The sequence below is a fragment of the Desulfovibrio faecalis genome, assembly GCF_053570625.1.
Window position 1 is genome coordinate 2,030,680 of the sequence record NZ_JBRBQR010000001.1, and the last position, 24,846, is coordinate 2,055,525.

At 57.3% G+C, this 24,846-nt stretch carries 22 protein-coding genes and 1 tRNA gene; 9 read left to right on the forward strand and 14 right to left on the reverse strand.

Features of this window, described 5'->3' with window-relative positions; genetic code table 11:
• Positions 1-14: 14 nt before the first annotated feature.
• From cysS to ACUZ79_RS09045, 5 genes are all read right to left on the reverse strand, one after another.
• Complete coding sequence (gene cysS, locus ACUZ79_RS09025; RefSeq protein ID WP_449251372.1) at positions 15-1,466, reverse strand: cysteine--tRNA ligase; 1,452 nt, start codon at positions 1,464-1,466, stop codon at positions 15-17.
• A gap of 9 nt (positions 1,467-1,475) precedes the next feature.
• Positions 1,476-1,919 carry a ribose 5-phosphate isomerase B gene (gene rpiB / locus ACUZ79_RS09030; protein ID WP_240824447.1) on the reverse strand — a complete coding sequence of 148 codons (444 nt, stop codon included), beginning with the start codon at positions 1,917-1,919 and terminating at the stop codon, positions 1,476-1,478.
• Positions 1,920-2,061: 142 nt separating this feature from the next.
• A complete protein-coding gene (locus tag ACUZ79_RS09035; RefSeq protein ID WP_227117907.1) occupies positions 2,062-2,847 on the reverse strand; it encodes an outer membrane lipoprotein LolB in 786 nt (261 codons plus the stop codon).
• Complete coding sequence (locus ACUZ79_RS09040) at positions 2,844-4,628, reverse strand: tetratricopeptide repeat protein (protein WP_449251373.1); 1,785 nt, start codon at positions 4,626-4,628, stop codon at positions 2,844-2,846. The genes ACUZ79_RS09035 and ACUZ79_RS09040 overlap by 4 nt, the downstream gene beginning before the upstream one ends.
• Position 4,629: 1 nt before the next feature.
• Entirely contained in the window at positions 4,630-5,892 is a 1,263-nt protein-coding gene (locus ACUZ79_RS09045) for an RNA polymerase factor sigma-32 (RefSeq protein ID WP_449251374.1), read from the reverse strand.
• Positions 5,893-6,189: 297 nt separating this feature from the next.
• On the opposite strand from ACUZ79_RS09045, the gene ACUZ79_RS09050 reads away from it, so the two are divergent.
• The 6 genes from ACUZ79_RS09050 (at position 6,190) to ACUZ79_RS09075 (ending at position 12,620) form a co-directional block, all read left to right on the forward strand.
• Positions 6,190-8,586 carry a homocysteine S-methyltransferase family protein gene (locus ACUZ79_RS09050; RefSeq protein ID WP_449251375.1) on the forward strand — a complete coding sequence of 799 codons (2,397 nt, stop codon included), beginning with the start codon at positions 6,190-6,192 and terminating at the stop codon, positions 8,584-8,586.
• 51 nt (positions 8,587-8,637) lie between these two features.
• On the forward strand, positions 8,638-9,105 hold the full coding sequence (locus ACUZ79_RS09055) for a TlpA family protein disulfide reductase (RefSeq protein ID WP_022659376.1): 468 nt from the start codon (positions 8,638-8,640) through the stop codon (positions 9,103-9,105).
• Positions 9,105-9,614, forward strand: a complete 510-nt coding sequence (locus ACUZ79_RS09060; RefSeq protein WP_240824442.1) for an N-acetyltransferase — start codon at positions 9,105-9,107, stop codon at positions 9,612-9,614. The genes ACUZ79_RS09055 and ACUZ79_RS09060 overlap by 1 nt, the downstream gene beginning before the upstream one ends.
• Positions 9,601-10,149, forward strand: a complete 549-nt coding sequence (hpt, locus tag ACUZ79_RS09065) for a hypoxanthine phosphoribosyltransferase (RefSeq protein ID WP_240824441.1) — start codon at positions 9,601-9,603, stop codon at positions 10,147-10,149. Before ACUZ79_RS09060 ends, hpt begins: the two co-directional genes overlap by 14 nt.
• A 43-nt stretch (positions 10,150-10,192) precedes the next feature.
• Positions 10,193-10,915: a zinc-ribbon and DUF3426 domain-containing protein gene (locus tag ACUZ79_RS09070; protein ID WP_240824440.1), complete on the forward strand. Its 723-nt coding sequence runs from the start codon at positions 10,193-10,195 to the stop codon at positions 10,913-10,915.
• A 337-nt stretch (positions 10,916-11,252) separates the two neighbouring features.
• Positions 11,253-12,620, forward strand: coding sequence for an amino acid permease (locus ACUZ79_RS09075; protein ID WP_449251376.1), 1,368 nt, complete (start codon positions 11,253-11,255; stop codon positions 12,618-12,620).
• Between the two features lie 553 nt (positions 12,621-13,173).
• On the opposite strand, the gene ACUZ79_RS09080 is transcribed toward ACUZ79_RS09075, so the two are convergent.
• A tRNA-Lys gene (locus tag ACUZ79_RS09080) sits at positions 13,174-13,249 on the reverse strand.
• 83 nt (positions 13,250-13,332) lie between these two features.
• Here ACUZ79_RS09080 and ACUZ79_RS09085 point away from each other — a divergent pair.
• Positions 13,333-15,255: a cytochrome c biogenesis protein CcdA gene (locus tag ACUZ79_RS09085; RefSeq protein WP_449251377.1), complete on the forward strand. Its 1,923-nt coding sequence runs from the start codon at positions 13,333-13,335 to the stop codon at positions 15,253-15,255.
• Between the two features lie 169 nt (positions 15,256-15,424).
• Positions 15,425-15,901 (forward strand): chemotaxis protein CheW, encoded by a 477-nt coding sequence (locus ACUZ79_RS09090; RefSeq protein ID WP_449251378.1) that lies wholly within the window; start codon positions 15,425-15,427, stop codon positions 15,899-15,901.
• A gap of 452 nt (positions 15,902-16,353) precedes the next feature.
• Here the strand turns inward: ACUZ79_RS09090 and ACUZ79_RS09095 are convergent, their stop codons facing one another.
• The 4 genes from ACUZ79_RS09095 to ACUZ79_RS09110 all read right to left on the reverse strand — a co-directional run bounded on the left by ACUZ79_RS09095 (position 16,354) and on the right by ACUZ79_RS09110 (position 20,399).
• Positions 16,354-16,584: a hypothetical protein gene (locus tag ACUZ79_RS09095; protein ID WP_240824435.1), complete on the reverse strand. Its 231-nt coding sequence runs from the start codon at positions 16,582-16,584 to the stop codon at positions 16,354-16,356.
• Between the two features lie 9 nt (positions 16,585-16,593).
• Positions 16,594-17,214 carry a GDSL-type esterase/lipase family protein gene (locus tag ACUZ79_RS09100; RefSeq protein ID WP_449251379.1) on the reverse strand — a complete coding sequence of 207 codons (621 nt, stop codon included), beginning with the start codon at positions 17,212-17,214 and terminating at the stop codon, positions 16,594-16,596.
• A 4-nt stretch (positions 17,215-17,218) separates the two neighbouring features.
• Entirely contained in the window at positions 17,219-19,894 is a 2,676-nt protein-coding gene (locus tag ACUZ79_RS09105) for a TIGR03960 family B12-binding radical SAM protein (protein ID WP_449251380.1), read from the reverse strand.
• 163 nt (positions 19,895-20,057) lie between these two features.
• On the reverse strand, positions 20,058-20,399 hold the full coding sequence (locus ACUZ79_RS09110) for a hypothetical protein (RefSeq protein WP_192111886.1): 342 nt from the start codon (positions 20,397-20,399) through the stop codon (positions 20,058-20,060).
• A 101-nt stretch (positions 20,400-20,500) separates the two neighbouring features.
• On the opposite strand from ACUZ79_RS09110, the gene rnc reads away from it, so the two are divergent.
• Complete coding sequence (gene rnc / locus ACUZ79_RS09115; RefSeq protein ID WP_240824432.1) at positions 20,501-21,244, forward strand: ribonuclease III; 744 nt, start codon at positions 20,501-20,503, stop codon at positions 21,242-21,244.
• A gap of 116 nt (positions 21,245-21,360) precedes the next feature.
• Here rnc and ACUZ79_RS09120 read toward each other — a convergent pair whose 3' ends face one another.
• The 4 genes from ACUZ79_RS09120 to ACUZ79_RS09135 form a co-directional block, all read right to left on the reverse strand.
• Positions 21,361-22,269 carry a flagellin N-terminal helical domain-containing protein gene (locus tag ACUZ79_RS09120; RefSeq protein WP_449251381.1) on the reverse strand — a complete coding sequence of 303 codons (909 nt, stop codon included), beginning with the start codon at positions 22,267-22,269 and terminating at the stop codon, positions 21,361-21,363.
• Between the two features lie 393 nt (positions 22,270-22,662).
• A complete protein-coding gene (locus ACUZ79_RS09125) occupies positions 22,663-23,391 on the reverse strand; it encodes an amino acid ABC transporter ATP-binding protein (protein ID WP_192112092.1) in 729 nt (242 codons plus the stop codon).
• A gap of 20 nt (positions 23,392-23,411) precedes the next feature.
• Positions 23,412-24,089 carry an ABC transporter permease subunit gene (locus ACUZ79_RS09130; RefSeq protein WP_240824430.1) on the reverse strand — a complete coding sequence of 226 codons (678 nt, stop codon included), beginning with the start codon at positions 24,087-24,089 and terminating at the stop codon, positions 23,412-23,414.
• Positions 24,082-24,831 carry an amino acid ABC transporter permease gene (locus ACUZ79_RS09135; RefSeq protein ID WP_240824429.1) on the reverse strand — a complete coding sequence of 250 codons (750 nt, stop codon included), beginning with the start codon at positions 24,829-24,831 and terminating at the stop codon, positions 24,082-24,084. The genes ACUZ79_RS09130 and ACUZ79_RS09135 overlap by 8 nt, the downstream gene beginning before the upstream one ends.
• Positions 24,832-24,846 lie beyond the last annotated feature (15 nt).

The window sequence follows — 24,846 nt, forward strand, 5'->3', positions numbered from 1 at the left end:
ACGCGGGCAGCGGCTTATTCCAGATCCCAAACCTGACCTTCGGGGGTGTCGCGTACGCTGACGCCCAGATCAAGAATTTCCTGCCGTAGCGAATCCGAGCGGGCAAAATCCTTGCTGGCGCGGGCTTCCTGACGGGCGAGCATCAGTTCTTCCACTCGGGCCACGTCAATCTTGCCGCGTGTGGCGCGCTGACCGCGCAAATCAGCCAGAAAATCCTGCGGAGCCTGCCCAAAGAGGCCAAGGCGCTTGTCCCATTCCTGCGCGCGGGCAAGAAATTCCTGAAGGAGGTCGCGTCCGGCTTCGGCAGCGCGCAGGGCCTTGTCTTCCAGCAGACGGTTCACAAGGCGCACCTGGGCAAAAACCTGTCCGAGAGCCTGCGCCGTATTGATGTCATCCTCAAGGGCGGCGTCAAAAGCCTTGGGCAGCGCGGCCCATTCCTCGTTCATTTCCTGCGGCAGGGGCGTTTTTTTCCACTTGTCGCGGGCAAGGGCCTTGCCCGCCTCGTGCAGGGCTGTATACACGCGGTGCTGGGCTTTTTCCGCTTCATCCATGCTGTCGGCGGTAAAGTCGATGGGGCTGCGGTAGTGCTTGCCCAGCAGGAAAAAGCGCAGGGTTTCAGGCAGATAGTTTTCAAGAATATCGCGGATGGTCTTGAAGTTGCCCAGGGATTTGGACATCTTTTCCGCATTTACCTGCACAAAGCCGTTATGCACCCAGTAGCGGGCCAGCGAGCAGGCGCAGGCGGCTTCGGACTGGGCGATCTCGTTCTCGTGGTGCGGGAAGATAAGATCCTGTCCGCCGCCGTGAATGTCCAGCGGCAGGTAGGGCTGGCTCATGGCAGAGCACTCAATATGCCAGCCGGGGCGGCCCTTGCCCCAGGGGCTTTCCCAGAAAGGTTCACCGGGCTTGGCGGCCTTCCACAGGGCGAAATCCAGGGGGTCTTCTTTTTCTTCGCCGGGCGCTACGCGCGCGCCGGAGAGCAGATCGTCGAGGCTGCGGCCAGAGAGTTTGCCGTAGGGTTCGTAAGCCCGCACACGAAAATACACGTCCCCGGAGGGCGTGGAGTAGGCCTTGCCCGAATCAATAAGCGTGGAGCAGATGGCCTGAATCTGCGGGATAAAGTCGGTGGCGCGGGGTTCTTCATCGGCCCGCAGCACGCCGAGCCGATCCATGTCTTCGTGGAAGGCTGTTATGTAGGTCTGGGCAACCTCGCGCCAGTCCCGGCCTTCCTTGTTGGCGCGGTTGATGATCTTGTCGTCCACGTCCGTAAAATTGCGCACAAAGCGGACCTCAAGCCCTGTATGGCGCAACTGCCGCACGAGCACATCAAAAACAAGGGCGGAACGCGCATGCCCGATATGACAAAGATCATAGGCCGTTATGCCGCAAACATACATGTTTGCCTTGCCCGGATGAACGGGAACAAACTCTTCCTTCTTACGGCCCAGGGTATTGTAGAGCAGCATGTATATCCCTTACCCGGCCTGACCGGGAAGATTGATCATGTCGATGCGGCGCTGGTGCCTGCCGCCTTCAAAGGAAGCGCCCAGAAATGCCTCCACAATGGCCTGAGCCAGCTCCACGCCGATGATGCGCGCGCCGAGGCAGAGCACATTGGCGTTGTTGTGCTGGCGCGAAAGGCGCGCCTGAAGCTCTGTGGCGCACAGGGCCGCGCGGATGCCGGCGTGGCGGTTGGCGGCAATGGAAATGCCAATGCCTGTACCGCAAATGAGAATGCCTGCGCCCTGCTCTTTTTCCACAGCGGCGCAAAGCTTGTGCGCCAGCACGGGGTAGTCGCAGCTTTCGGTGGAGTGGGTGCCGTCGTCCACCACGTTTATGCCCTTCTGGGCAAGAAACTGGACAAGGTGTTCTTTCAGCGCATAGCCAGCGTGGTCTGAGGCAATGTGAATGGTCTGCATGTATACTCCTGCAAAGGTACGCACGGTGCGCCCGGACTGGCCGGACGCACCGCTAGAGCATTTAACACTTCTGTAGTGGCGGTTAAGGCGGGTTGCCCCGATACCGGGCCGCAGCCGTCAGGCGCGGCCCGACAGGCCAAAACTATTGCTGCTGCTTGAACTTGGCGAGCGGCAGCAGGGGTGCGTCATCAGGAAGGGTTAAGGCCATTTGCTCTTTTGTAAAGGGCTGGGAAACCTTTTCTCTTTCCTTGATAAGCACAATGGCGCGTTTGCCGTTGCTGTGGGCAAGGTTCAGACGGCGGGGCAGCGGCTTGGGATCATCCGAATACAGGATTTCCATGCTCCAGCCCTTGCCGTTGGCCTGTTCCTGCCATTCCACGGGCAGCCCCTGCTCGTTGATGATCAGGCGGCCTCCAGGCTGGCCCTGAAGGTCGTACAGGGCCTTGCCGTCGGCGGAAAAGGCGGTTTTGTCAAACTGGTTGCCAAATACCGCCGTGTAACGGCCATTGAGCAGGTCGGCCAGGTGCACAAGGTTGAAGGGAACCGGCACGCCAACCTGAAGCAGGGGCTTGGTAGCGCCCTGATAGAAGTAGGCCTTGTTTTCGCTGGGGCTGTACACAAGAAAATGCTGCCCGTCTTCAAGTATCTTGGCAACAGTGGTGCCCACGCCCGCCATAACGTCCAGCCGCAGCTGACGCTGGCTATTGCCCCAGAACAGGGCCGTGACGCGCCGCGTATCGCCCTCGGTGCCAAAGCGCAGGCTCAGTTGCAGGCGATAGGGTTCAGACTTGTCGGCAGAGCTGACAGCCGCAAACTTTTGCCAGCGCTGTTCAAGCACCGCGCGGTTTTCGGGCGATGTTTCCAGTACAGGCTGACGGGCGCAGGCGCACAGCAGCGCCAGACAACAAAAAATAACTAATTTTTTCATAGATGTGAAAGCCGCTGCCGCAATGCTTCCGCATTGTCGGGTTTGAGTTCCATGGCCTTTTGATAGGCAGTGCGGGCTTCATCCTTAAGGCCAGCCCGCGCGGCGATATCGCCGTAGTGCTCCCATATGGAGGCATACGTATGCTCGTCCAGCGTAACGGCGCGGCGGATTTCCTTCAGGGCGTCATCGAGTTTTCCAGCCTTGAAATAGGCCCAGGCCAGAGAATCTATAATATAGGACTGGTTGGGGGCCAGATCGTTGGCCCGCACAAGAAGCGTCAGGGCGCGGTCAAGGTCGCGGTCTTCTTCGGCCAGGGTGTAGCCCACGTAGTTGAGCGCCTGATAATTGTCAGGATGCAGAGCCAGAAGCTTCTCCATGGTTTTGAAAGCGGCTTTTTTGTCGCCGGTTTCATCCTGAAGAGAGCCGAGCAGAAAGAACATTTCCGCATTGTTGGGCCAGCGCTTTATGGCATTCTGGGCAACGTCCAGGGCCTGCTTCATCTGCTTTTGCCGCGCAAGCAGGCGCACCTCGACCTCCACAAGCTCGGAGGAGTCGGGATTGGCGCTTGTGGCTTTGCGCACGGCGTCAAGGGCCTCGGCATCACGGCCAGCCTCTGCCAGCAGCTGGATGCGCAGCAGCACGCCCCGCACGGCAGCCTTGCTGGAGGCCGGGATTTTATCCAGCCAGGAGAAGGCCATATCCAGATCGCGGCGCTGGTCGTATGCCAGCTCGGCCAGCAGAAGATACACATCGTGGGGCGCATCGCCCTGGGCCACTACCTGCTTGAGCAGGCTTTCCGCCTGCAAAAAGTGGCGTGAATCCATAAACATGCTGGCGACGGTCAGTTTGAAAGGCGTACTGTCCGGCCCCTGCTGCATATACTTGAGCGCCCGTTCGGGCTGGCCCATGCGCAGCGAGATATTGATGAGCCTCAGCAGAACATCCTGCGATGAAAAATTGAGTTTGAGCAGCTTTTCATAAACGCCGCGCGCGGCTTTGAGGTCGGGCTTCTGCTCATAGATGAAGGCCAGTTCCGCCAGGGCCTCCACAAAATCGGGCGTATCCTTGATGGCGCGCTGCAGGTAGGCCACGGCCTCGCTGGGCCTGTCCATGCCAATGAGCGCCCGGGCGTGGTAATAGTCCACCAGCGGGGTGCGCTGCTTGCCCGTAACGCTGTTGAGCAGCTTTTCGGCTTCGGGATACTGCTTGGTTTTGACCAGCAGCAGGGCCAGCTCCATGCGGGCATCTACGGAATCGGGATGCTTTTTAAGGTATTCGCGCATGAGCTTGACGCCAAGCTCGGGCGAACCTTTTTCCATGAGGGCTTCGGCGTAAAGCAGATTGAGCGAAATATCATCGGGCCAGACACTCAAGGCCTGCTCCATGACCATCGCGGTATGGGGAGACTTGCGGCTGAGCAGCCACACGCCGCCTTCAAGCCAGATGTTGACGGGCATGTGCGCCTTGGCCAGCAGTGGCGATGCGGCGGCAAGGGCGTTGTCGTCCTCATTGTTCATGGCCTGCGCAAAAACAAGAAAGGCATATGTGTTGAGCGCATTGGGCGTAAGCTCTGCCTCAACCGGTCGCAGCGATACGCCCTTGAGGTCGTGCTGCTGGGCCTTTGCCGTGGCAGAAGGCGCGGTAGATTCCGCTGCGGAAGTGTCCGATTTTTCAGCAGTCTGGTGCCTGGCGCCGGAACAGCCGCCGCATCCCAGCAATGAAAAGGAGGTAGCGGCAGTCAGGGCCAGGGCGCATAGCAGCGCAACGTGGTTACGTTTCATATCAGGATTGTATCCATGTGTCTGAAAAGTCTTTGATATCCACAGCTAGATGCTGCCGGATCTTTTCCAGCAACCGCGCCTCAAGCTGGCGGACTCGTTCCCGCGTGACGTTATACCGTTCGCCTATCTCGCGCAAGGTTACAGGTTCATCCGTGAGCAGGCGGTTTTGCAGAATATACAGCTCTTTTTCGTTCAGCTTGGGCAGTATGGTCTTGAGCTTGCTGCGCACAAGCCCGGCAATCTCATCGCTGGCAAGGCTGTCTTCAATGCCGGGGCCGAGCGCGGGCAAAAAGTCCATGCGCGTTGCACCGCCGGCATCCTCGCCCACGGGCACGTTCAGCGACATGTCTGTGGAGGCGAGGCGCTGATCCATCTCGTTGATCTGGTCTTCCGTAACGCCGAGGCGCTCGGAAAGCATGGCCGCATCGGGGTCAAAGCCCTGCATGATCAGCTTTTGACGCTCGCGGTTCAGATTGTAGAACAGCTTGCGCTGCACCTGGGTGGTGCCGATCTTGACCATGCGCCAGTTGTCCATGATGAACTTGAGTATGTAGGCCTTGATCCAGAACGAAGCATAGTACGAAAACTTGATGCCCTTGTCGGGGTCAAATTTGTTGACCGCACGCATGAGCCCCACATTGCCCTCCTGTACAAGGTCGAGCACGTTCTGCATCCATCTGCGCTGAAAGTCCATGGCAATGCGCACCACAAGCCGCAGATGCGATGAAACAAGCCGAAAGGCCGCGTCCGCATCGTTGTGGTCGCGCACACGCAGGGCAAGCTCGTGTTCTTCATCCGGCTTGAGCAGGGGGAAGCGGCTTACTTCGCGCAGGTAAAGGTGCAGGCTGTCGCGCGGGCCAACTGCAGGCAGGCGCGTTGTGGACGGCGCAGGCAGGCCCTCATGGTCGTCTTCAAGAACAATGGGGTCGAGGTCATGATCGCTGGCGTCCAGCTCAACGTCCACATCTTCCGCAGAATCAGCAATCGCGTCATCATCGTCCTGATCGTCAGATACGGAATCTGCTGGAACCTCGCGCACGGCGGAGCCATCCACATCAAGGATGCTCTGCTTGGCGGCCTTGCCTTCGGTCGCGCGGGCGCGTGTCTTGGCGGCACCACCACGGGTGCCCCCCCCGGCAGGGGCTGCCCGCTTGCGCGAAGGGGGAGCATCCAGAATTTCCACCTCAGGCGAGGAAATCTCGGTTTCTTCCGCTTTTTGCGCGCTGCGCGGGTTTTTGGGAGCTATCGGACTATCTTTTTTCATGATATTTATGTCTGAGCATCGCTGCCTTCAACGGGCCGCAATGTTTAATGCTATAGTTTTGGTTTGTTCTTTTCAGTGTTTTTCAGTAGTAAAAGGCCTGCCGGGTTTAATGCGCGGCGCGGTTTCGCGGCCCCGGCGGCGTTCAGCCCCGGTTCGGCCCGCATGTTCCGGTTCGCAAAATCCTTACGGAATCAGCGGCCTCAAACAACGGAAGCCCCAGCATACAGGTATTGCAGGCGGAAGGCAAAGGTGCACTTTGGCTTGCGGCGACTGTGCTGGGAACAGAGCGAGACGACGATGACATTTCGACAAGCCCTCGGCCTTGGCAGGCCTCTTTTGCTCGACGGTGCCATGGGTACCATGCTTCAGGCCTCGGGCATGCCCGCCGGCGCGACTCCCGAAGAATTTTGCATGGCAAACCCCGACACCCTGCGCGGCATCCACAAGGCCTATCTGGACGCGGGCGTTGATCTGCTGACGTCGTGCACCTTTGGCGGCAATATTTACAAGCTGCCAAAAAGTCTGGACGTTTTTTCGTTTAACCGGCGCATGGTCGAAATTGCCAAAGAAGCCGCCGCGCAGGCTGGCCGCCCTGTCTTTGTGGCGGGCAATGTGGGCCCCACTGGGCATTTTGCCAAGCCCCTCGGCCCGGTGGAACCGCGCGATCTTATCGCGGCTTTTGCCAATCAGATTCGCGGGCTTGTGGCGGGCGGGGCCGACCTCATATTTATTGAAACACAGTTCGACCTTGCCGAAGCAAGAGCTGCCGTGGTGGCTGCCCGGCAGGAATGCGACCTGCCCGTCATGGTCTCCATGACTTTTGAACAGGGCGTGAGCCTTACCGGCTCTACCCCCGCAATTTTTGCCGAAACCATGCAGAACATGGGCGTGGATGTGGTCGGCACCAACTGTAGCCTCGGGCCGGATCAGATGCTGCCAGTGGTGCAGGAACTGCTCAGCGTGTGCGAATGCCCGGTCATGGCCGAACCCAATGCCGGTTTGCCCGAGCTGCGCGGCAACGAAACCGTGTTCCCTCTTGGGCCGGAAGATTTTGCGCAAAAAACCGCCCCCTTCGCCCACCTTGGCGCGCGCATACTTGGCGGCTGCTGCGGCACAACGCCCGCTCATCTGGCGGCGCTTGCGCAGGCCTTGCGCGGCATGGACAGCGTCACGCCCCCCACGGTATCGCGCAAGGGCATCTGCCTGACCAACCGCTCCCAGATGGTGCGCATCGCTGTGGGCCAGCCCCTGACCATCATTGGCGAACGCATCAACCCCACGGGGAAAAAAGCTCTTACGCAGGAGCTTCAGGCTGGAGCTTTTGACGTTGCCATGCAACTTGCCGATGCTCAGGTGGATGCCGGGGCCACTGTGCTTGACGTGAACGTGGGCGCGCCCCTGGTGGACGAAACCCAGCTTTTGCCCGAACTGGTGCAGCGTCTTGTGGGGCGGCTGCCCCTGCCGCTCTCCATAGATTCTTCCAATGCGGATGCCATTGCCAACGCATTGCCGTACTGTCCCGGTTCGTTTCTGGTGAATTCCATCAGCGGCGAGACTGGTCGCATGGAAGCGCTCGGCCCCTTGTGCCGCGATTTTGGCGCGCCCTTTATTCTGCTGCCCCTCCAGGGGGCGCATCTGCCGGAAAAAGCCGCAGAGCGCATCAGCACGGTGGAGAGCCTGATCGAAAGGGCCGAGGGCATGGGCATTTCACGGCGGCTGATGATGGTGGATATTCTGGCGCTGGCTGTATCCTCCAGCGCGGACAGCGCCCTCCAGTGCCTGGAAATGACGCGCTGGTGCGCTGCCAATGGCCTGCCCACAACGCTTGGCCTTTCAAATCTTTCTTTCGGCCTACCGGCGCGCGAACTGCTTAATTCCACGTTTCTTTCCCTTGCGGCAGGCGCGGGGCTTACATCGTGCATCGCCAACCCCTCTGCCCAGCGGCTGCGCGAGGCGGCAGACGCGCTCAAGGTGCTGTGCAACCACGATGCCCACGCATCCTCGTTTATAGCCTCCTATTCCGGCTGGAAGCCCGGCGAAGGCTCCGTGCAGGTGCGCCAGGGCGGCGGGGCTGCGGCCAAAACCCTTGCCGAAGCCGTGCTCAACGGCGACAAGGAAAATGTGCTGACTCTGCTTACGGCCGAGCTTGACGCGGGAGCCGACCCCTTTACCCTTGTGCAGGAAACGCTCATTCCGGCTATTACGGAAGTGGGCGCGCGCTATGAACGGCGGGAGTATTTTTTGCCCCAGCTCATCCGCGCGGCAGAAACCATGCAGACGGCTTTTGCGTATCTCAAGCCTTTGCTGGAGGCCGGGCGCGGCCCGGAAACGCGTCCTGTCGTAGTGATGGCCACGGTAGAAGGCGATATCCATGATATTGGCAAGAACATTGTTTCGCTGCTGCTCGGCAACCACGGTTTTGACGTGGTGGACGCGGGCAAGGACGTTCCGGCAGAAGCCATTGTTGCTTGCGCACTCAAGCACAACGCGCGTATCATCGGCTTGTCGGCATTGATGACCACCACCATGGTTCGCATGGAAGACACCATCAAAATCGTCAGGGAGCGCGCTTTGCCCATCAAGGTACTGGTGGGCGGGGCTGCCGTTACGCAGGCTTTTGCCGATGCCATCGGCGCAGATGCGTATTGCGCTGACGCCGTAGGTGCGGTAAAGGCCGCCAAGCAGTTTGTTTAGCCGCGCCCTGGCGCGGCCTTTGCTCCTCATTCAAAACTTCGGGTATAAACTATGAAGAAACTCATCCTGGCCTTATTGCTGTGTCTGGCTTTGCCGTGCTCGGCGCTGGCGGCCTCGTCATCGGTTCCTACCCTGAATTTGGCCGGGCTGACGGATATGCTTGCCAAAAACAAGGGCAAGGTCATCATGCTCAATTTCTTCGCCACATGGTGCCCTCCGTGCCGCGTTGAAATCCCTGAGCTTGTGAATGTTCGCAAAAAGTACGCGGAAAAAGACGTGCTTATTGTTAGCATCTCCCTTGATGAAGACTCCAAGGTTGTGCCCCCCTTTGTGGAAAAGATGAAGATGACATACCCCGTCTTTGTCGCTGACCGCGAAGTGGCGCGGGCGTTCAAGATTTCGCAGATTCCGCACAATGCCTTCTACAGCAAGGATGGCCAGCTCATTCTTTCTGAACCCGGTATGGCGGACGCAGAAATGGTCGAAATGGTCTTTAAAAAGCTGCTGGAACAGAAATAATGGAAAATACCCTTGTGGTGCGCAAGGCCCACATGGACGATGTAAAGTCCATGCATGGGCTTTTGCTGCAATGCGCCCAGAAAGGGCTTTTGCTGCCCCGCGCGCTGATCCATCTTTATGGACATGTGCGCAACTTTATGGTTGCAGAAAATACTGCTGGCGAGATAGTGGGCTGCTGCGCCCTTGCCCCTGTGTGGGAAGACCTGGCCGAAATATGCTCGCTTGTGGTGCGTGAAGACGTCCGCCGCCTGGGAACAGGCAGGGAGCTTGTCGACGCCTGCCTTAGTGAATGCCGCGATCTGCATATTCAGAAAGTGTTTGCGCTTACATACCAGGAGGCGTTTTTCGCCCGCCTGGGTTTCAGGGTTGTGGACAAGGATGTTTTGCCGCAAAAAATCTGGGCCGACTGCGTGCACTGCGCCAAGTACCCCAACTGCGACGAAACAGCCGTCTATTTTGAACTGGATTCCGCTGCAAAGGACGTAGGAGAGGTGCATGTCCAAGGCTAACGACATCAAGGTAAAAGAACTGAAACCGGTATTCACGCCGGAACAGATTGCAGCCCGGATCCAGGAACTGGCCGCAGAGATCAACGCCGAGTACGGTGATGAGCCGATGGTGGCAGTGTGTGTGCTCAAGGGTGGCTTCATGTTTTTTAGTGATCTGGTTCGATTTTTGCAAAACAAAAATCTGGAACTGGATTTTGTCCGTTTGTCCAGTTATGGCAAAGGGTCTTCCAGCTCCAAGCATGTGATCTTCAGCAAAGATGTGGAGATTGACATTTGCGACAAGCATGTGCTGATTGTTGAAGATATCGTGGACAGCGGGCACAGCATGCGTTTTCTGCTCGGGCAGTTTGCGGCGCGCAAGGCGCGCAGTCTGCGTCTGGCTGCACTGGTGGACAAGGATGAACGCCGGGAAGTTGACGTCAAGGTCGATTTTGCGGGCTTCAAGCTGAACCAGGGGTTCATTGTGGGCTATGGCCTGGACTACGCCGAGCATTACCGTATGTTGCCCGGCGTGTTTGAAGTGATTCCCGAATAGGCTTTTCCCGGCTCCGGCAGCCGGTAGGTTTTGGAGTAATGGCATGGAAATAAAGTGTCCCAATTGCGGTAGCCGCTTCAATTTGCCGGATCAGCTTGCCAAGCCGGGCGTCAAGCTGCGTTGCTCGGTCTGCAAGACGGTTTTCACCTATGAGCCGGAAGTTCCCCTGGCCGAACAGGGGCCGCTGCCGGAAATGCCCATCAAAAAGAAGCTGCCACTGGTCAAACTGGCGCTGATTTTTGTGCTGGTGCTGGCCTGTGCAGGCGGCGGCTGGTATTATTATTCGCTCAAGAATGCTGCCAAGCAGCCTAGTGAGCAGGAAATTGCCAAGCAGGTCGAACTGCTGACCATGCGCAATGTGCGGCAGTATTATGTTGATAATGAAAAGGTGGGCAAGGTTTTTGTGATAGAGGGCAGGGTGGTTAACGAGTTTCCCCAGCCAAAGGAACTTATTACCATTGAAGCCGCCATCTATGACAAGGACAAGAAAGCCCTGGCTGTCAAAAAACAGCTCGGCGGCGTGCAGCTTTCACTTTTTCAGCTTCAGGTGCTGAGCGAGAAGGAAATGGAATCCTTCCTCAACAACAAGGTTGAGATTCTCACCAACAACACCAATGTGCCGCGCGGCGGCGAAGTACCGTTTATGGTGCTGTTTTACGCACCGCCTGATGGCGTGGCCGAGTTTGGCGTGAGGATCATTGACGCCAGGGATGTGTCCGAGCAGGGCGGCTCCGGTACGGGTACCCCCGCAGAGCAGCCTAAATAACTGTCCTGACGCAAAACGCCGCTTGTTTTCGAGCGGCGTTTTGTTACTGTGTCAGGCGCAGGGCCGCATACGTGGTTTGCCCACCGCAGTGCCAATAGCTGCGGCGGGCTGCGTTGCGGCCTGTGGAATGTTGGGTCAGCCGTTTGCCGCTGACCGGGCAAAAGGCGAATGTGCGCGAAAGGTCGGTTTTGTTGTGGAAGCCGCCTTTCGTTTTTGGCGACACGAGGATTGGCCGGCCGCATACCGGATTCTGTGCAACAGGGCGACTCTGGCGGGGAGTAGCCGCATAGCCAAATTTCTGCAAATGAAAAACGAAACACCAGAATTGAAAAGAGCCTTGAAAAACAGGCATGTACAGCTCATTGCCTTGGGCGGAGCCATTGGCACCGGCTTGTTCCTTGGTTCGGCCGGCACCATCCAGATGGCTGGCCCAGCTGTTCTGATCAGCTACTCGCTTGGCGGGTTCATTGCCTTCATGATCATGCGCCAGCTTGGCGAAATGATGGCGCAAGAACCCGTTGCCGGATCTTTCAGCAACCTTGCCCACAAGTACTGGGGTGATTTTCCCGGTCTGCTCTCTGGCTGGAACTACTGGATTCTGTATGTTCTGGTGGGCATGTCCGAGCTGTCGGCTGTTGCCGTATATGTGCAATACTGGTTTCCCAGTATTCAGCCATGGCAGACCACGGCCTTTTTCTTCCTGCTTATCACTGGCGTAAACCTTTGCCATGTGAGCCTTTTTGGCGAAATGGAATTCTGGTTTGCCTCCATCAAGATTGTGGCCATTGTCTCCATGATCCTGCTGGGGTCTTTTTTGCTGTTCAGCGGTCATGCTGGCCCTGATGCGGCGGTGAGCAACCTTTGGATGCACGGCGGCTTTTTGCCCCACGGCTGGGAAGGCGTGTTTACCGCACTGGCGGTCGTGGCCTTTTCGTTCGGCGGGCTTGAGCTCGTGGGCATTGCCGCTGCGGAAACCGACAATCCGCGCGTGACCATCCCCAAGGCTGTGAACCAGATCATCTACCGCATTCTTATTTTTTACATCGGCGCGCTGCTTGTGCTGCTGACCCTGCACCCCTGGAGCCAGCTTGGCGCACCCGTGGACAAGAGCCACTGGGCCCAGGCCATGGTGGCCAGCCCCTTTGTGCAGATTTTTGACCTCATCGGCATTCCTTTTGCCGCGCATGCGCTGAACTTTGTGGTGCTCACTGCGGCCCTTTCCGTCTACAACGGCTGCGTGTACTGCAACAGCCGCATGCTGTTTGGTCTGGCCCTTCAGGGCAACGCCCCCAAGGCATTAGGCACTGTCAGCGCTCGCGGCGTGCCGGTGTACGCCCTGCTTATTTCTTCTCTTGCCACGCTGATCTGCGTCATCATCAACTACGCCATCCCCGGCAAGGCTCTTGGCCTGCTCATGTCGCTTGTTGTGGCCGCTCTGGTCATTAACTGGGCCATGATCAGCCTGACGCACCTCAAGTTCCGCGCTGCCATGGTTCGAGCTGGCGAACTCGTTCATTTCAAGGCGCCTTGGCATCCTTTCACCAACTACCTGTGCCTGCTGGTTATGGTTATGGTGCTTGTTGTCCTCGTGATTATTGGCGAAAGCCTTGCGGTAATGCTTGCCCCCATCTGGATTGCCTTTGTATGGCTGGGCTACAAGCTGAAAAAGCAGAGTAAGCATCTGCCTCCCAGCATGAGCAAATAACGCTCTGGCAGCGTTTTCAGGCTGTAAAGGCCCGCTTGGTGTGCGCGTCCCTCTGGGGTCGGCATGTCCAGCGGGCCTTATTTTTTGCGGCGTGATGCTTTGGTTTGGGGCAGGGGGGCTGTCGTAGCCAGTCGAACAAATTGGGCAGCGCTCGGCAAGTTGTTGAAAATTTTTTTTGGCACAAGCAGAAAGATGAAAGAGTGACTTATTACGTGCTTCGGCAATAAATCCGTAACTGCGGCGTAGCGTCTGCACCTGCCATCAGGCTTCAGGCCCGGTGTTGCCGGGAATATTTATCCTTGCAAGACTGTTAGGAAAAATCGGCAGCAGAAGGGGCAGAATCTGCCTGTGATGGGCTGGCAAATGGCTGTAGCAGGCAAATGCGAACAAGAAAGGCCGTAAGCTGCGGTTTTCACAAGTGGCGTGACCGAAAAGCGCTTGTCTAGACTTGCCTTCGAGGAGCGGCTATTGTCTTGCAACAGGTGAACGCCATGAAAAAACATAAAGCAACAACAAAAAAAGGTTCGCGGTTGAACCGCGAACCTGAATTTTCTGGTGGGCCATCAGGGACTCGAACCCCGAACCAACTGATTAAGAGTCAGCTGCTCTACCAATTGAGCTAATGACCCGCATTGCGTGAAAAGGTGTTTACGCTCATGCGGCCCTGCCTGTCAAGCAATTTGAAAAAAATCAGCTAAAAAGAGACAATGCATTGAAATATGACAAACTGGCCGTAGCTTCCGCCATGCCGCTTGCCCCGGTCTGGAGAGCACTGTGTGCAGGCCTCGTAGTGCTGTGCACCGCTGTTTTTATGAGTTTTGGGGCGCGGGCCGAGGATCTGCAACCAAGGCTTGAAACTGCCCGCGACGGGCAAAACCTGATTGCTGCGTTGCATATTGTTATTCCTGCGGAATTTCACGCCTACGGGCACGAGCCGGGCGAGGCGGGCAGACCCACCACTGTGGCTTTTTCTGTAGCAGGGGGGCGGGCTTTGCCAGTCTATTACCCTGATGGAGCAGTTCAGCGCGATTATTACGATCCAGCGGCCACTGTGAACGTGTACGAAGGCAACGTGACCTTTTACATCCCCTTGCCGGCAGATGCTGCGGGAAAGCCCTTTGTGGCTGATTTGAGCATGCTTTTGTGCTCCAGCCGTAAGTGCATGCCCGTCAATGAACAAGTGTCGGGCGTGGTTGCGCGCGAATCCGCGCCCCTCAGCGGCATGCCCTGGCGCGTACAGTGGCAGGAATTGCAGCGTCGCGCGCCTGCGGCGCCGCCAGCAACCCCGGCGGAGGAGGACGGCAACGATGATGCGGCGGGCGATGCGTGGGCCAGGGAGTCTGCGCAGGCCACTACCAGTGGATGGGCAGAGGAAGGCATGGAAAAACTGCCGCCGCCGGATGGTTTTGACGTGCGCCTTTCGCCGCGTTTTCTTGATGATTCCATGGAAATTTCCGGCTTGGGCAAGGCCCTGCTGTTTGGCATACTCGCAGGCCTGCTGCTCAACGCCATGCCCTGCGTGCTGCCGGTACTTACCTTCAAGGTCAGCGGGCTGCTCATGGTTGGCGGGCGTGATGCCGCCGGGCTCAAGCGCTTTCGGCAGCACAACCTCTGCTTTGCAGCTGGGGTCATGACGCTGTTCAGCGCGCTGGCCCTTGTGCTGGGGCTTGCAGACCTCATGTGGGGGCAGCTTTATCAAAATCAGGCTGTGCTCATGGTCATGCTGTTGGTGGTCTTTTTGATGGGATTGTCCACTCTTGGCGTGTTCAGTCTGCCGGTTATTGACCTCAAGACCGGGGCGAACAGCAAAAATCCCTGCTTGCAGGCATATTTTACGGGGCTTGTTTCGACCTTTCTGGCCACGCCTTGCAGCGGCCCACTGCTGGGTGGTGTGCTGGGCTGGGCTTTTACCCAACCGCTCATCATAGTTGTTGTGGTTTTTTGGGCTGTGGGGCTGGGCATGGCCCTGCCGTACATCCTGTTTTGCATCTGGCCCGATCTGGCGCGTATTTTGCCAAAACCCGGAGCATGGATGCACGTATTTGAGCGCATAGTGGGCTTTATGCTCATGGGCACAGCGCTTTACCTGCTTTCTGTGCTGCCTGTTGAGCGGCATATGCAAGTGCTCACCGTGTTGCTGGTGCTTTCGCTCTGCGCCTGGCTGTGGGGGCAGTATTGCGGCATAACCGCGCCGCCCCTGAGGCGCAAGATCATGGGCGTGCTGGGCGTGGGCCTGCTTGTGGCGTCTGTGTTCTGGGTGCTGCGCCCGGTTGCGCCCCTGCCCCAATGGCGACAATTCACGCCGGAGGCTTTTGAGGCCAATCTTGGCAAAAAGCCCATGCTGCTTGAGTTTACCGCCAACTGGTGCCCCAACTGTAAATTTATGGAAGCCACAGTGCTGACGGACGAGCGCATGCGCAAACTTCAGGCCCGGTACGGCATGGAACTCGTACGCGTGGACCTGACCAACGCCAATGCCTATGCGGTGCGCCTGCTGGACGCTTTGGGCAGCAAAAGTATTCCGCTCACAGCCATTTTCCCCGCCGGGGATGAGGCCGGGCAGCCGCTTGTGTTGCGCGATGTGTATAGCGCCCGGACACTTGAGCAGGCCCTGAACGAAACTTATGAAAAATAATGGCCTTTTTCGTAGATTGCCCTATGGTTCTTTACTGCCCTGCCGATATTGTCTAATGTGTGACCATACAGCAGTGCTTGAAATGGAAAAGAGGTCCACGGCCCAATGGTTGTCCCTCATGTAATTTTTCTGCACACGACTGCGGCCTACTTGCGACAAGGGAGCAGACATGGATCTGAGTCAAAAAAAACAGGAAGACGAACTTCTGCAACTGGTGACATTCAGCATCGGTGAAGAAGAGTTCGGGGTGAACATCCTGAAAGTTCAGGAGATCATCCGCACCATGGAAATCACCAAGGTGCCCCGTGCTCCGGAATTTGTGGAAGGCGTCATCAATCTGCGCGGCAAGGTGATCCCCATCATTGACCTGCGTCGGCGTTTTGGTCTTGCACCCAAGGGGCATGACAAAAACACGCGGATTATCGTCATTGAAATCAACAACATCATCGTGGGCTTTGTTGTCGATGCCGTTTCTGAGGTATTGCGCATACCCGCAAGCACGGTGGAACCGCCGCCGCCGGTTGTTGCCGGGGTGGACTCGGACTACATCAGCGGCGTGGGCAAGTTGCAGGATCGCCTGCTTATCATGCTTGACCTTGATAAGCTGCTTTCCAGCGATGACCTGGAGATGTTGACGGCCGTCTAGCCCGTAGCCCGGCATCTGGCGCGGCATTGCCAGCAGAGTCGCGTGTGGAGGCTTGTGCCTGCGCCGATTTCTCTGACTGCGCCCGTAGTTTCCGGCATCCGTAGCGTAGCCACGTATACCTTGGCTGCTTGGTTGCCGTGTCAGCAGATTATGACAACATGCCGAAAGGGTATTTAAAACAGGCCGGGCGCAAGCTCGGCCTGTTTTAAATGGTGACGCAGTCAAACACTGCATTTGATCTCGTGGTGAACCGGGAAAAGAGGGGAGACGCGGAGGCGCGCCAGCGGCTGCTGTCTGCTGCAGAAAGCGCGCAAGCCTTTTATCTTGTGGCGGGATGACTGGTTGGCGCGTTTTGTCACGCGCAGGGAACCTGCACGACAAGGCAAACGCCGCAATGAGAAAAACGGCCCCGGCACTATTGCGCAGGAGCCGTATCAACAGAAAAAAGAGAATTATTTGCCCAGCGACTGCTGCCGTACCCGGCGGCTCGACCGCAGAAAAAGCTCCTCCACAATGACCTTTTCGTAATCAGGAGCCAGGGCAAGGTCTGTGTGCAAGGCATTGCACAACATGCTTTCAAGCTGCTGGGTTTCTTCCCAGATTTCGAGCAGTTCGTCATCAGCCATTGTTTTGACACGTTCTGCAAAAGGCTGTTCGTCAATAAAGGGAATACATGAACCCATTGTGTTCTCCTACTGCGCGGCGCGCATGAATTCACTTACGCATTGCTGCGCCAGCAGCGTTTGCGCCATCTGGGCGCAACCCTGTGATCCTGGGTGCAGCCCATCGCTCAGATCGTCCATATAGACGGAATTGGTTATCAAAAGCTCATGCACCTGCGCAAACGGAATGCCGCGCTGGTCGCACAGCATTTGTTGCAGCTTGCACAGTTGCGCGATGCGGGTGTTCGTTTCCGCTGCCGCAACGGGCGGCGGGCTGATCACCAGTGTGGGTGCGGTTGCCGCCGCTTGTTCCAGCACGGGTTGCAGCAGTGCTGCCGTCAATGCCGGGTCTGCGGGCTGGCCGCCGCCTGGGGCAGCCATATCCACCACGCCCACGCAAAAAACAAGGTGCGGCTTCATGCCGGGTATAAGCCTGTTTTCCAGCTCCTGCCGCCAGCGGGCGGCAATGTCAGCCGTGCCGTGCCGCCGCGCGCCAAGATTATAAAAGGTGGCGCGTGGTATGGGGCAAAGGCCTGCTTTGTGCGCAAGCACCGCCAGCCTGCTTACCCACCCGCCCGGCATGAGGCAATCGTTAACGCCTTGCGTCAGCGAATCGCCAAAAAAGAACCAGGCTGGTGTCGTATGCGGCATATGGTTACTCTGGATAGGATTGACCATCCGCAAATATCTGCGCTGTTTTAAGCAAGCCTATGCGCTGGCGCAGAATTTCGGGTGTTCCCAGGGTTTCAAGCACTGCCATGCAGAAAACCAGAGGAGACAAGTAACCGTTACTCCAGTCTGCCACAAATGTCACGGCCTCCACCTGACCCGCTGCATTGGTCTCTGTAGACCAGTCGCGCAACATCAGTCGGATATCTGCTGTGCGCGGGCCTTTCTTGGTATCGCGGGTAAACATGCGCTCGGGCAGCTTTGCAAATTCGGCAAAACAGCTGGCCGCATCTGCGGTTTCTTCCTGAGTGGGCATGCGCAGGGTAAAGGCCTCGGCAACGGCCTGTTCTGTGCGGCGGCTTTTTTCCACAGGTTCCACCCGCAGAACGTTCATGCCGGGGGGCAGCAGGGGGGCCAGGCGCGCGGCAACTTCTTCCGGCGGCAAATTTTTGTGAAGTGTAAGGGCAAACCACTCCGCCTGGCTTTCCACGCCCACAGGCAGCGCACGGCCAAAGGAGAGCAAGGGCATGGGGTGGAAACCCTGCGAAAATGCCAGGGGCATGGCAGCCCTGCGCAGAGCGCGGTCAAGCACGGCCTGCAATTCAAGCTGGCTCAAATATGCGCTACCCCCGGCCTTGCTGTGCCACAGGCGGTACTGGGCCGCCTTGACGGTCAGCTCCGCCGTGATCTTGGGCGGGCGGCTGGTTTGCGGACGACATACAAGGCGGCCTTCCTCGTCCAGGGTGGGCGCGTGGGCCATCTGGTCGCGCTGCGGCAAAATAAGCCTGTTGCGGTGCAGGGGCTGGCCTGGTTCGTCCGAGTCTGCCGGGGCGGATGCGTGTTGCATGCGTGAGGGGCCAGCCTTGGTGTCGCAGGCGCCGCACTGGCGGCACGCGCCATAGCGGCAGTCGTCGGTAATTTTTTCCGACAGGGCGCGTTCACGTTCACGCAACAGAAATTCCTCGGAAATGCCAGCTTCAAGGTGGCTCCATGGCAGGGCCGCGCCGGGTTCGCGCGGGCCGGTGCATTCCTGCGCGCTGATGCCGCATTCTTCAAGGGCTTCAAGCCAGGGCGGCAGAGAAAAATGTTCCATCCAGCTCGTGAAGACCGCACCCTTGCGGTAGGCCTTTTCCACCACGTCGGCCATACGGCGGTCTGCGCGCGACAAGACCCCTTCAAGGTGGCTCATGGCGGGTTCATGCCAGCGCAGCTTGAGGAACTTCTGCCCCTTGAACTGCGTCCGCACCAGATTGACGCGGCGCTGGATTTCATCCTGCCCGATCTGCGGCACCCACTGGAAGGGCGTGAATGGTTTGGGCACAAAGGGCGAGAGGGCGGCTGTCACCTGTAAGCGGGGATTGCCGCGACCGGCGGCATCGCGCACCTTGCGGCAGATATCCGCAATGGCCGACAAATCTTCATCCGTTTCTGTGGGCAGGCCGATCATGAAATAGAGCTTCACAAGCCGCCAGCCGTGTTCGACCAGCTTCTGCGCGTGCAGCAGCAGGCCTTCTTCGGTAACGCCCTTGTTGATGACATCGCGCAGGCGCTGGCTGCCAGCCTCGGGGGCCAGAGTCACGCCAGTGCGGCGCAGATCGGCCATGCGCTCAATGATTTCGTCATCAATGGAGCCAACGCGCAGCGAGGGCAGGGAAAGGCTGATCTGCTCGCGGGCGCAGCGGTCAAGCACGCCGAAGCTCAGGGTCTTCAATGCGGAAAAATCGCCCGTACTCAAAGAAAGGAAGGAAATTTCGTCAAAGCCCGTTTCGTTCAGGCATTTGCTCAGGAGTTCATTGATATTGTCGAGCGAGCGCTCGCGCACAGGGCGGTAAACCATGCCCGCATGGCAAAAACGGCAGCCGCGTGTGCAGCCGCGCGCAATTTCGAGCGAAAGGCGATTGTGCACCGCGCCCACAGGCACAACCTGCCGCGTGGGGTAGGCCGCATTGTTGAGATCGGCCACAATGCGCCTCGTGGGACGCTGATAGTCGTCGCGCAGGGGCTTGAGCGGGAACACGGGCGCGCCTGTGGCGTCAAATTCCTGCTGGAAAAGGGACGGCACGTATACGCCGGGAATGGTGCGCGATTGCAGCAGCATTTCATCGCGCGTCCAGCCCTGATCCAGAGCTTTTTCAAGCATGCGCAGCACGTCGGGCAGGCTTTCTTCGCCATCGCCGAGCACCATGATATCCACAAAGGGGGTCAGCGGTTCCGCGCTCAGCAGCGCGCCGCCGCCAGCAATAACCAGGGGGCATTGGGTGAGGCTCTGCGGCCTGTCTGCCGTGCGTAGTGGAATGCCCGCCAGATCAAGCATGTAGAGCACATTTGTATAGCAGAGCTCGTGCGTGATGGAAAAGCTCAGGCAGTGCATGCTGCCCAGGGGCGTGTCTGATTCCAGCGTGGCAAGGGGCGTGTTGTGGGTGCGCAGGATATCTGCGGCTTCCTTTTCAGGAGCCATGACGCGTTCTGCCCACCAGCGGGGTTCGCTGTTGACGATATTGTAAAGAATTTTTTGCCCAAGGTAGGACATGCCCACATCATAGGTATCGGGAAAGGCCAGGGCCACGCGCAGGCGTACGTCTTCGGGGTTCTTACGGCAGGCGTTGTCCTCAATGCCCGCATAGCGGCTGGGTTTGGGCAATAGGGGCAGCAGTGGGCGCATGTCTATCCTTGTGTGGGTTGGAGAAAAGGCGAAGGGTGCAAAAAGGGCGGCGTTTTGCGCCGCCCCAAGAGTGATAGCAAACCCCGTTTCTCGGGTATTGCGCCGTTAAAGTCGGCAAAGCCGCCTGGCGCAAAGGGGTTTGCTGCAAAAGTTCTTCTTGTAATTACTTGATCAGGCCGCTGCCGGAACCGCCAAAGGGTTCGGAGCTGAACTGCATCTTGCCGAGGCCGCCGGCCACGGTCAGATTGGTGCAGGCTTCGATGTACTTGTCCTGCAGTTCCTTGGGGGTGTTGGCATAGCGGTAGAGGAAATTTTTTCCCTCAATGCTGCCCGTAAAATCAGGTTCAAAGGGATAGCCGTAGGGCAACAGCATCATCTGCACACCCTGCTGGGTGGGGACAGTCTGAAGGGTGGCCACCTCGTTAAGGCAGTCCTTGTCGGCGTCATACTTGCCGATGATCAGTTCGCCCGTCACCAGCTTCATCAAACGGATATCATAAGCCATGCTCAACTCCTCGGTAGTCGTTGGTTTTACCTAGGCATTGGCGCAACGCATGTCAAGGTATTTTATGTTGCCAACAGTTTTGAAATGACTACAGTACGGACATGCAGAATTTTGACGCACCCATCAATACAGACCCCGCAGCAGCGGCCAAAGTGCTGGAACCAGTGCTCGGGTATGTCTTTACAAAGCCCGCGCTGCTGGATCTTGCCCTGACGCACAGCTCGTGGGCCAATGAATGCGGCACAGGGCAAAACCATAACGAACGCCTTGAATTTTTAGGCGATGCCGTGCTTGAACTGTGCGTCTCCGCCCAGTTGTTCAGGCGGTTTCCTGACGCACGCGAAGGCGAGTTGACCAAGATGCGGGCGCATCTGGTGAGCACCGTAAGCCTTGCGGAGCGGGCACGAAAGATCGGGCTTGTTACCTTGCTGAAACTGGGACGCGGAGAAGAAAGCCAGGGGGGCCGCAATCGCGACGGCGTGTTGAGCGATGCGCTGGAGGCAGTGCTTGCCGCCGTGTATGAGGACGGCGGTTTTGCTGCAGCCCAGAACGTGGTAGCGCGGCTTTTTGCCGACCGCTGGCCCACGGCTGCAAGCAAGACCATGCCCAAGGATTACAAAACCAGGCTTCAGGAAGCTTCGCAACAGCGCTTTGGCGAAGCGCCGCTCTATACCCGCATGGGCAGCCAGGGGCCGGAGCATGCCAAAATTTTTGAGATAGCCTTGCGGCTGCCGGATGGAACCGAATTTGCCGCCACTGGCAGCAGCTGCAAAAAGGCGGAACAAAATGCCGCCCAGCAGGCGCTTGCCGTTCTTGAGTCTACTGCAATACCAAAAAAGAACTGACAAATCCCCCAATATGCCGCCGCAAAGCATGCGGGCATAATCAGGATTGTCCCGGCCCGGGGGCACAGCCCCCGGGCCTCCCATCTTTGGTCCACCACAGCCTAGTTTATGATGGCCTAACCGCCGATAAGCTTCATGGCCATCTGCGGCAAGGAGTTGGCCTGCGACAACATGGCCACCGCAGACTGGGTGAGAATCTGGTTGCGGACAAAGGACGTCATTTCTGTCGCAACGTCCACGTCGGAAATACGGGATTCAGCAGCCTGGAGATTTTCAGCCTGAGTATTCAGGTTGGTAATCGTATTTTCCAGACGGTTCTGCACCGCGCCAAGGTGCGCTCGGATTTTATCCTTGGACACAATGGCCTGGGTGATGGCTTCAAGCGACTGCTGCGCGGCCTGCTGCGTGGAAACTGTGCCGCCCGCGCGCAAGGCGTTGGTAGCGTTGTCGATGGATTGGTTGCCAATACCAAGGGAAGACGCGGTGGTGCAGCCGATGGTGATATAGTAATAGTCTTCTGCGGAATCGTTGCCGGTGCCAAAGTGAACCTTCAGCTTGCCTGAAGACGTCATGCCGCTGCCATCGTGCGTGTCAGAGGACAGCGTGCCGTTCAACAGGTGGATACCGTTGAAGTCGGTGGCGTTGGCGATACGGGTTATTTCCGAAGCCATTGCCTGGTACTCGGACTCGATCATCAGGCGCTGCGTGGAATCATAGGTGCCGGTGGCAGCCTGTTCCGCCAGTTCCTTCATGCGCGTGAGCTTTTCGTCGATGATGCCAAGCGCGCCGTCGGCGGTCTGGATCATGGAGATAGCGTCGTTAGCGTTACGCGCGCCCTGATGCAGGGTGGTTATGTCGGCGCGTTGCAGTTCTCGAATTGCCAGACCTGCGGCATCATCAGCGGCGCTGTTGACGCGAAGACCAGACGACAAGCGCTGCATGGATTTTCCCAGTGCCGAGTAATGCGCATTTAAATTTCTGGCCGTGTTGTCGGCCATCATATTATGGTTAATGACCAAAGACATGGGACACCTCCTGGTGGTTACTAAGCTGTACTCGCCAATATGCAATCCATGTGCCAATAAAAAAAATTGTTATAATTTAAATAGTTATAAGATTAAAATTCCCAAGGGAAAAATTTTCCCTCTCCGGAGAGGAATTTTTGACAGTATATCAAGGCATTCGCTCAGACCACTTTGCTTGCTTCAAACATGGAGGCTGACTGCAGAAGGATTTTGTATGATGAGGCAACTTCTGCGCACGATGCACAGGCAGCTTTGAGCGCAGGCATACGCTTTAGGAAAAGGTATTCGTTAAGGTCGTGAGCCGTGCGCACCACACAGAAAAACCCCGGCCTGTTCCCCCATGTATCAGGGAACAGGCCGGGGTATGCTGTTGTCAGCGCCCTAATGCGGCGATTAGTGCGGAATGATGTTGGCCAAAAAGTCCTTGGCGCGTTGGGTTGCCGGATTGTCGAAGAATTTGTCCTTGGGGGAGTCTTCGAGAATCTGGCCGCTTTCCATAAAGAGAACCCGGTTAGCGACCTTGCGGGCAAAGCCCATTTCATGGGTAACGACCATCATGGTCATGCCTTCGTAGGCCAGTTCAACCATGACATCCAGCACTTCGTTAATCATCTCGGGGTCAAGTGCGGAGGTTGGCTCGTCAAAAAGCATGGCCACGGGATCCATGCACAGGGCGCGGGCAATGGCAACGCGCTGCTGCTGCCCGCCGGAGAGCTGTGAAGGATACTTTTCCGTTTGCTGTTCAAGACCGACCCGCTTGAGCAGCATGTGGGCCTTTTCCATGGATTCTTCGCGGTTGCGCTTGAGCACCTTTTCCTGAGCCAGAACAAGGTTATGGATGATGTTCAGGTGCGGAAAAAGCTCAAAATGCTGAAAAACCATGCCAACGTGGCTGCGGAGCTGGGCCAGGTTGGTCTTTTTGCTGGTTACTTCTGTGTTGTTCACAAAAATTTTGCCAGACTGCACGGGTTCAAGGCCGTTCACGGTTTTGATCAGTGTGGATTTTCCCGAACCGGAAGGCCCGCATACCACAACAACCTCGCCCTTGTGTATGCGCGTGCTACAGTGGCTCAGCACATTGAAGTCACCGTACCACTTGGATACGTTTTCCAGAATGATCATGGCTTCATCGGTGGGATTAATCATTGATTGAGTCTCTTTTTTACCATGGTTACGGTGGCTGACACACAGAGGCAGACCACAAAGTAGCCGGATCCTGCAATCAGTACCATATCAATTTCATAGCCTGTTGTTTTGCCAATGTTGGAAGCGGTGCGGAAAAAGTCGGCAAGGCCGATGATGTACACCAGGGCGGTATCCTGAAAAAGAATCATGCCCTGAGTCAGCAGCAGGGGCGTCATAACGCGGAATGCCTGCGGCAGGATGACATAGGTGATGGTTTGCGACTTGGTCATGCCAAGCGCAAGGGATGCCGCATACTGGCCGCTGGAAACACTGCGCATGCCAGCGCGGATAATTTCTGCATAGTAGGCCGCCTCAAATGCGGTAAAGGCCACTATGGCGGAAACAAGCCGGATGTCTGTTTGCGGCGAAAGATTGAAAAATGAAGTCAAAAACTGCGGCACAATGAGGTAGAACCACAACAGCACCATCACAAGGGGGATGGAGCGGAAGCAGTTCACGTAGGCGGCAGAGAGCCAGCGCATGGGCGCGTAAACAGAAATGCGCGCCACTGCCAGCAACGTGCCTAGCACCATGCCAAAGGCAATGGCCGTGATGGTGATCTTGAGCGTTACCATTGCCCCCTGCGCAAGCAGGGGGAGGCTCTGCTGGATGATGCTCCAGTCTATGCTAAACATTTTTGCCTCCTGTGCTCATGGAGGGCAAACGCATTTTGTTCTCCAGCAGTTTCATGGAACGCATGACCACAAAATTCAGGAAGGCGTAGGCAAGCGTAACCGCAATGAACGATTCATACGCGTAGCCGGAAAATTCCAGAAGGCGGTTGGCCTGCGCGGTCAGTTCGATAAGCCCCACAGTTGAGGCAACTGCGGAGTTCTTGACCATATTGAGCATCTCGGAGGTCAAAGGCGGAATGATAATGCGGTAGGCATTGGGCAACAGAACATGACGATAGGTTTGCGGCAGCGTAAGGCCAAGGGCCAGGGCTGCGTAGCGTTGCCCGCGCGAGAGGGCCTGAATGCCAGACCTGACCTGCTCACAGACGCGCGCCCCGGTAAAGAAACCCAGCGCGCAGGTGGAAATGATAAAAAATTGGATGTTGGGGTTCAGTTCTGCCTTAAACCATACACTTGCTTTGTAGGGCAGCAGGTCTGGTGCTGCAAGGTACCATATGAAAAACTGAACGATAAGAGGTATGTTGCGAAAAATGGTCACATAGGCTGCGCCAATGTTGCTCAAAATCTTGTTGGGCAGAGTGCGGAGAATACCGAAAAAAGAGCCCAGAAGAAAAGCCAGAATCCAGGCACAGACAGACAGGGCCACTGTCGTCAAAAAGCCGTCCACCAGCCAGCTAAAGTAGGTGACGTTTCCGAACGGCGCCTGCTCAAAAAAAATGCCCCAGTTCCAGTTAGCCTGCATTCGTTGGTTCCATCC

Bases quoted from the DNA above. Each gene is read 5' to 3' on its own strand.
- ACUZ79_RS09125 (WP_192112092.1), bottom strand. From the start codon at position 23,391: ATGATCATTCTGGAAAACGTATCCAAGTGGTACGGTGACTTCAATGTG.
- ACUZ79_RS09045 (WP_449251374.1), bottom strand. From the start codon at position 5,892: ATGAAAAAAGATAGTCCGATAGCTCCCAAAAACCCGCGCAGCGCGCAA.
- ACUZ79_RS09070 (WP_240824440.1), top strand. From the start codon at position 10,193: ATGGAAATAAAGTGTCCCAATTGCGGTAGCCGCTTCAATTTGCCGGAT.
- ACUZ79_RS09050 (WP_449251375.1), top strand. From the start codon at position 6,190: ATGACATTTCGACAAGCCCTCGGCCTTGGCAGGCCTCTTTTGCTCGAC.
- ACUZ79_RS09090 (WP_449251378.1), top strand. From the start codon at position 15,425: ATGGATCTGAGTCAAAAAAAACAGGAAGACGAACTTCTGCAACTGGTG.
- ACUZ79_RS09095 (WP_240824435.1), bottom strand. From the start codon at position 16,584: ATGGGTTCATGTATTCCCTTTATTGACGAACAGCCTTTTGCAGAACGT.
- ACUZ79_RS09110 (WP_192111886.1), bottom strand. From the start codon at position 20,399: ATGGCTTATGATATCCGTTTGATGAAGCTGGTGACGGGCGAACTGATC.
- ACUZ79_RS09060 (WP_240824442.1), top strand. From the start codon at position 9,105: ATGGAAAATACCCTTGTGGTGCGCAAGGCCCACATGGACGATGTAAAG.
- ACUZ79_RS09130 (WP_240824430.1), bottom strand. From the start codon at position 24,089: ATGTTTAGCATAGACTGGAGCATCATCCAGCAGAGCCTCCCCCTGCTT.
- ACUZ79_RS09135 (WP_240824429.1), bottom strand. From the start codon at position 24,831: ATGCAGGCTAACTGGAACTGGGGCATTTTTTTTGAGCAGGCGCCGTTC.
- cysS (WP_449251372.1), bottom strand. From the start codon at position 1,466: ATGCTGCTCTACAATACCCTGGGCCGTAAGAAGGAAGAGTTTGTTCCC.
- ACUZ79_RS09055 (WP_022659376.1), top strand. From the start codon at position 8,638: ATGAAGAAACTCATCCTGGCCTTATTGCTGTGTCTGGCTTTGCCGTGC.
- ACUZ79_RS09100 (WP_449251379.1), bottom strand. From the start codon at position 17,214: ATGCCGCATACGACACCAGCCTGGTTCTTTTTTGGCGATTCGCTGACG.
- ACUZ79_RS09120 (WP_449251381.1), bottom strand. From the start codon at position 22,269: ATGTCTTTGGTCATTAACCATAATATGATGGCCGACAACACGGCCAGA.
- rpiB (WP_240824447.1), bottom strand. From the start codon at position 1,919: ATGCAGACCATTCACATTGCCTCAGACCACGCTGGCTATGCGCTGAAA.
- ACUZ79_RS09040 (WP_449251373.1), bottom strand. From the start codon at position 4,628: ATGAAACGTAACCACGTTGCGCTGCTATGCGCCCTGGCCCTGACTGCC.
- hpt (WP_240824441.1), top strand. From the start codon at position 9,601: ATGTCCAAGGCTAACGACATCAAGGTAAAAGAACTGAAACCGGTATTC.
- rnc (WP_240824432.1), top strand. From the start codon at position 20,501: ATGCAGAATTTTGACGCACCCATCAATACAGACCCCGCAGCAGCGGCC.
- ACUZ79_RS09035 (WP_227117907.1), bottom strand. From the start codon at position 2,847: ATGAAAAAATTAGTTATTTTTTGTTGTCTGGCGCTGCTGTGCGCCTGC.
- ACUZ79_RS09105 (WP_449251380.1), bottom strand. From the start codon at position 19,894: ATGCGCCCACTGCTGCCCCTATTGCCCAAACCCAGCCGCTATGCGGGC.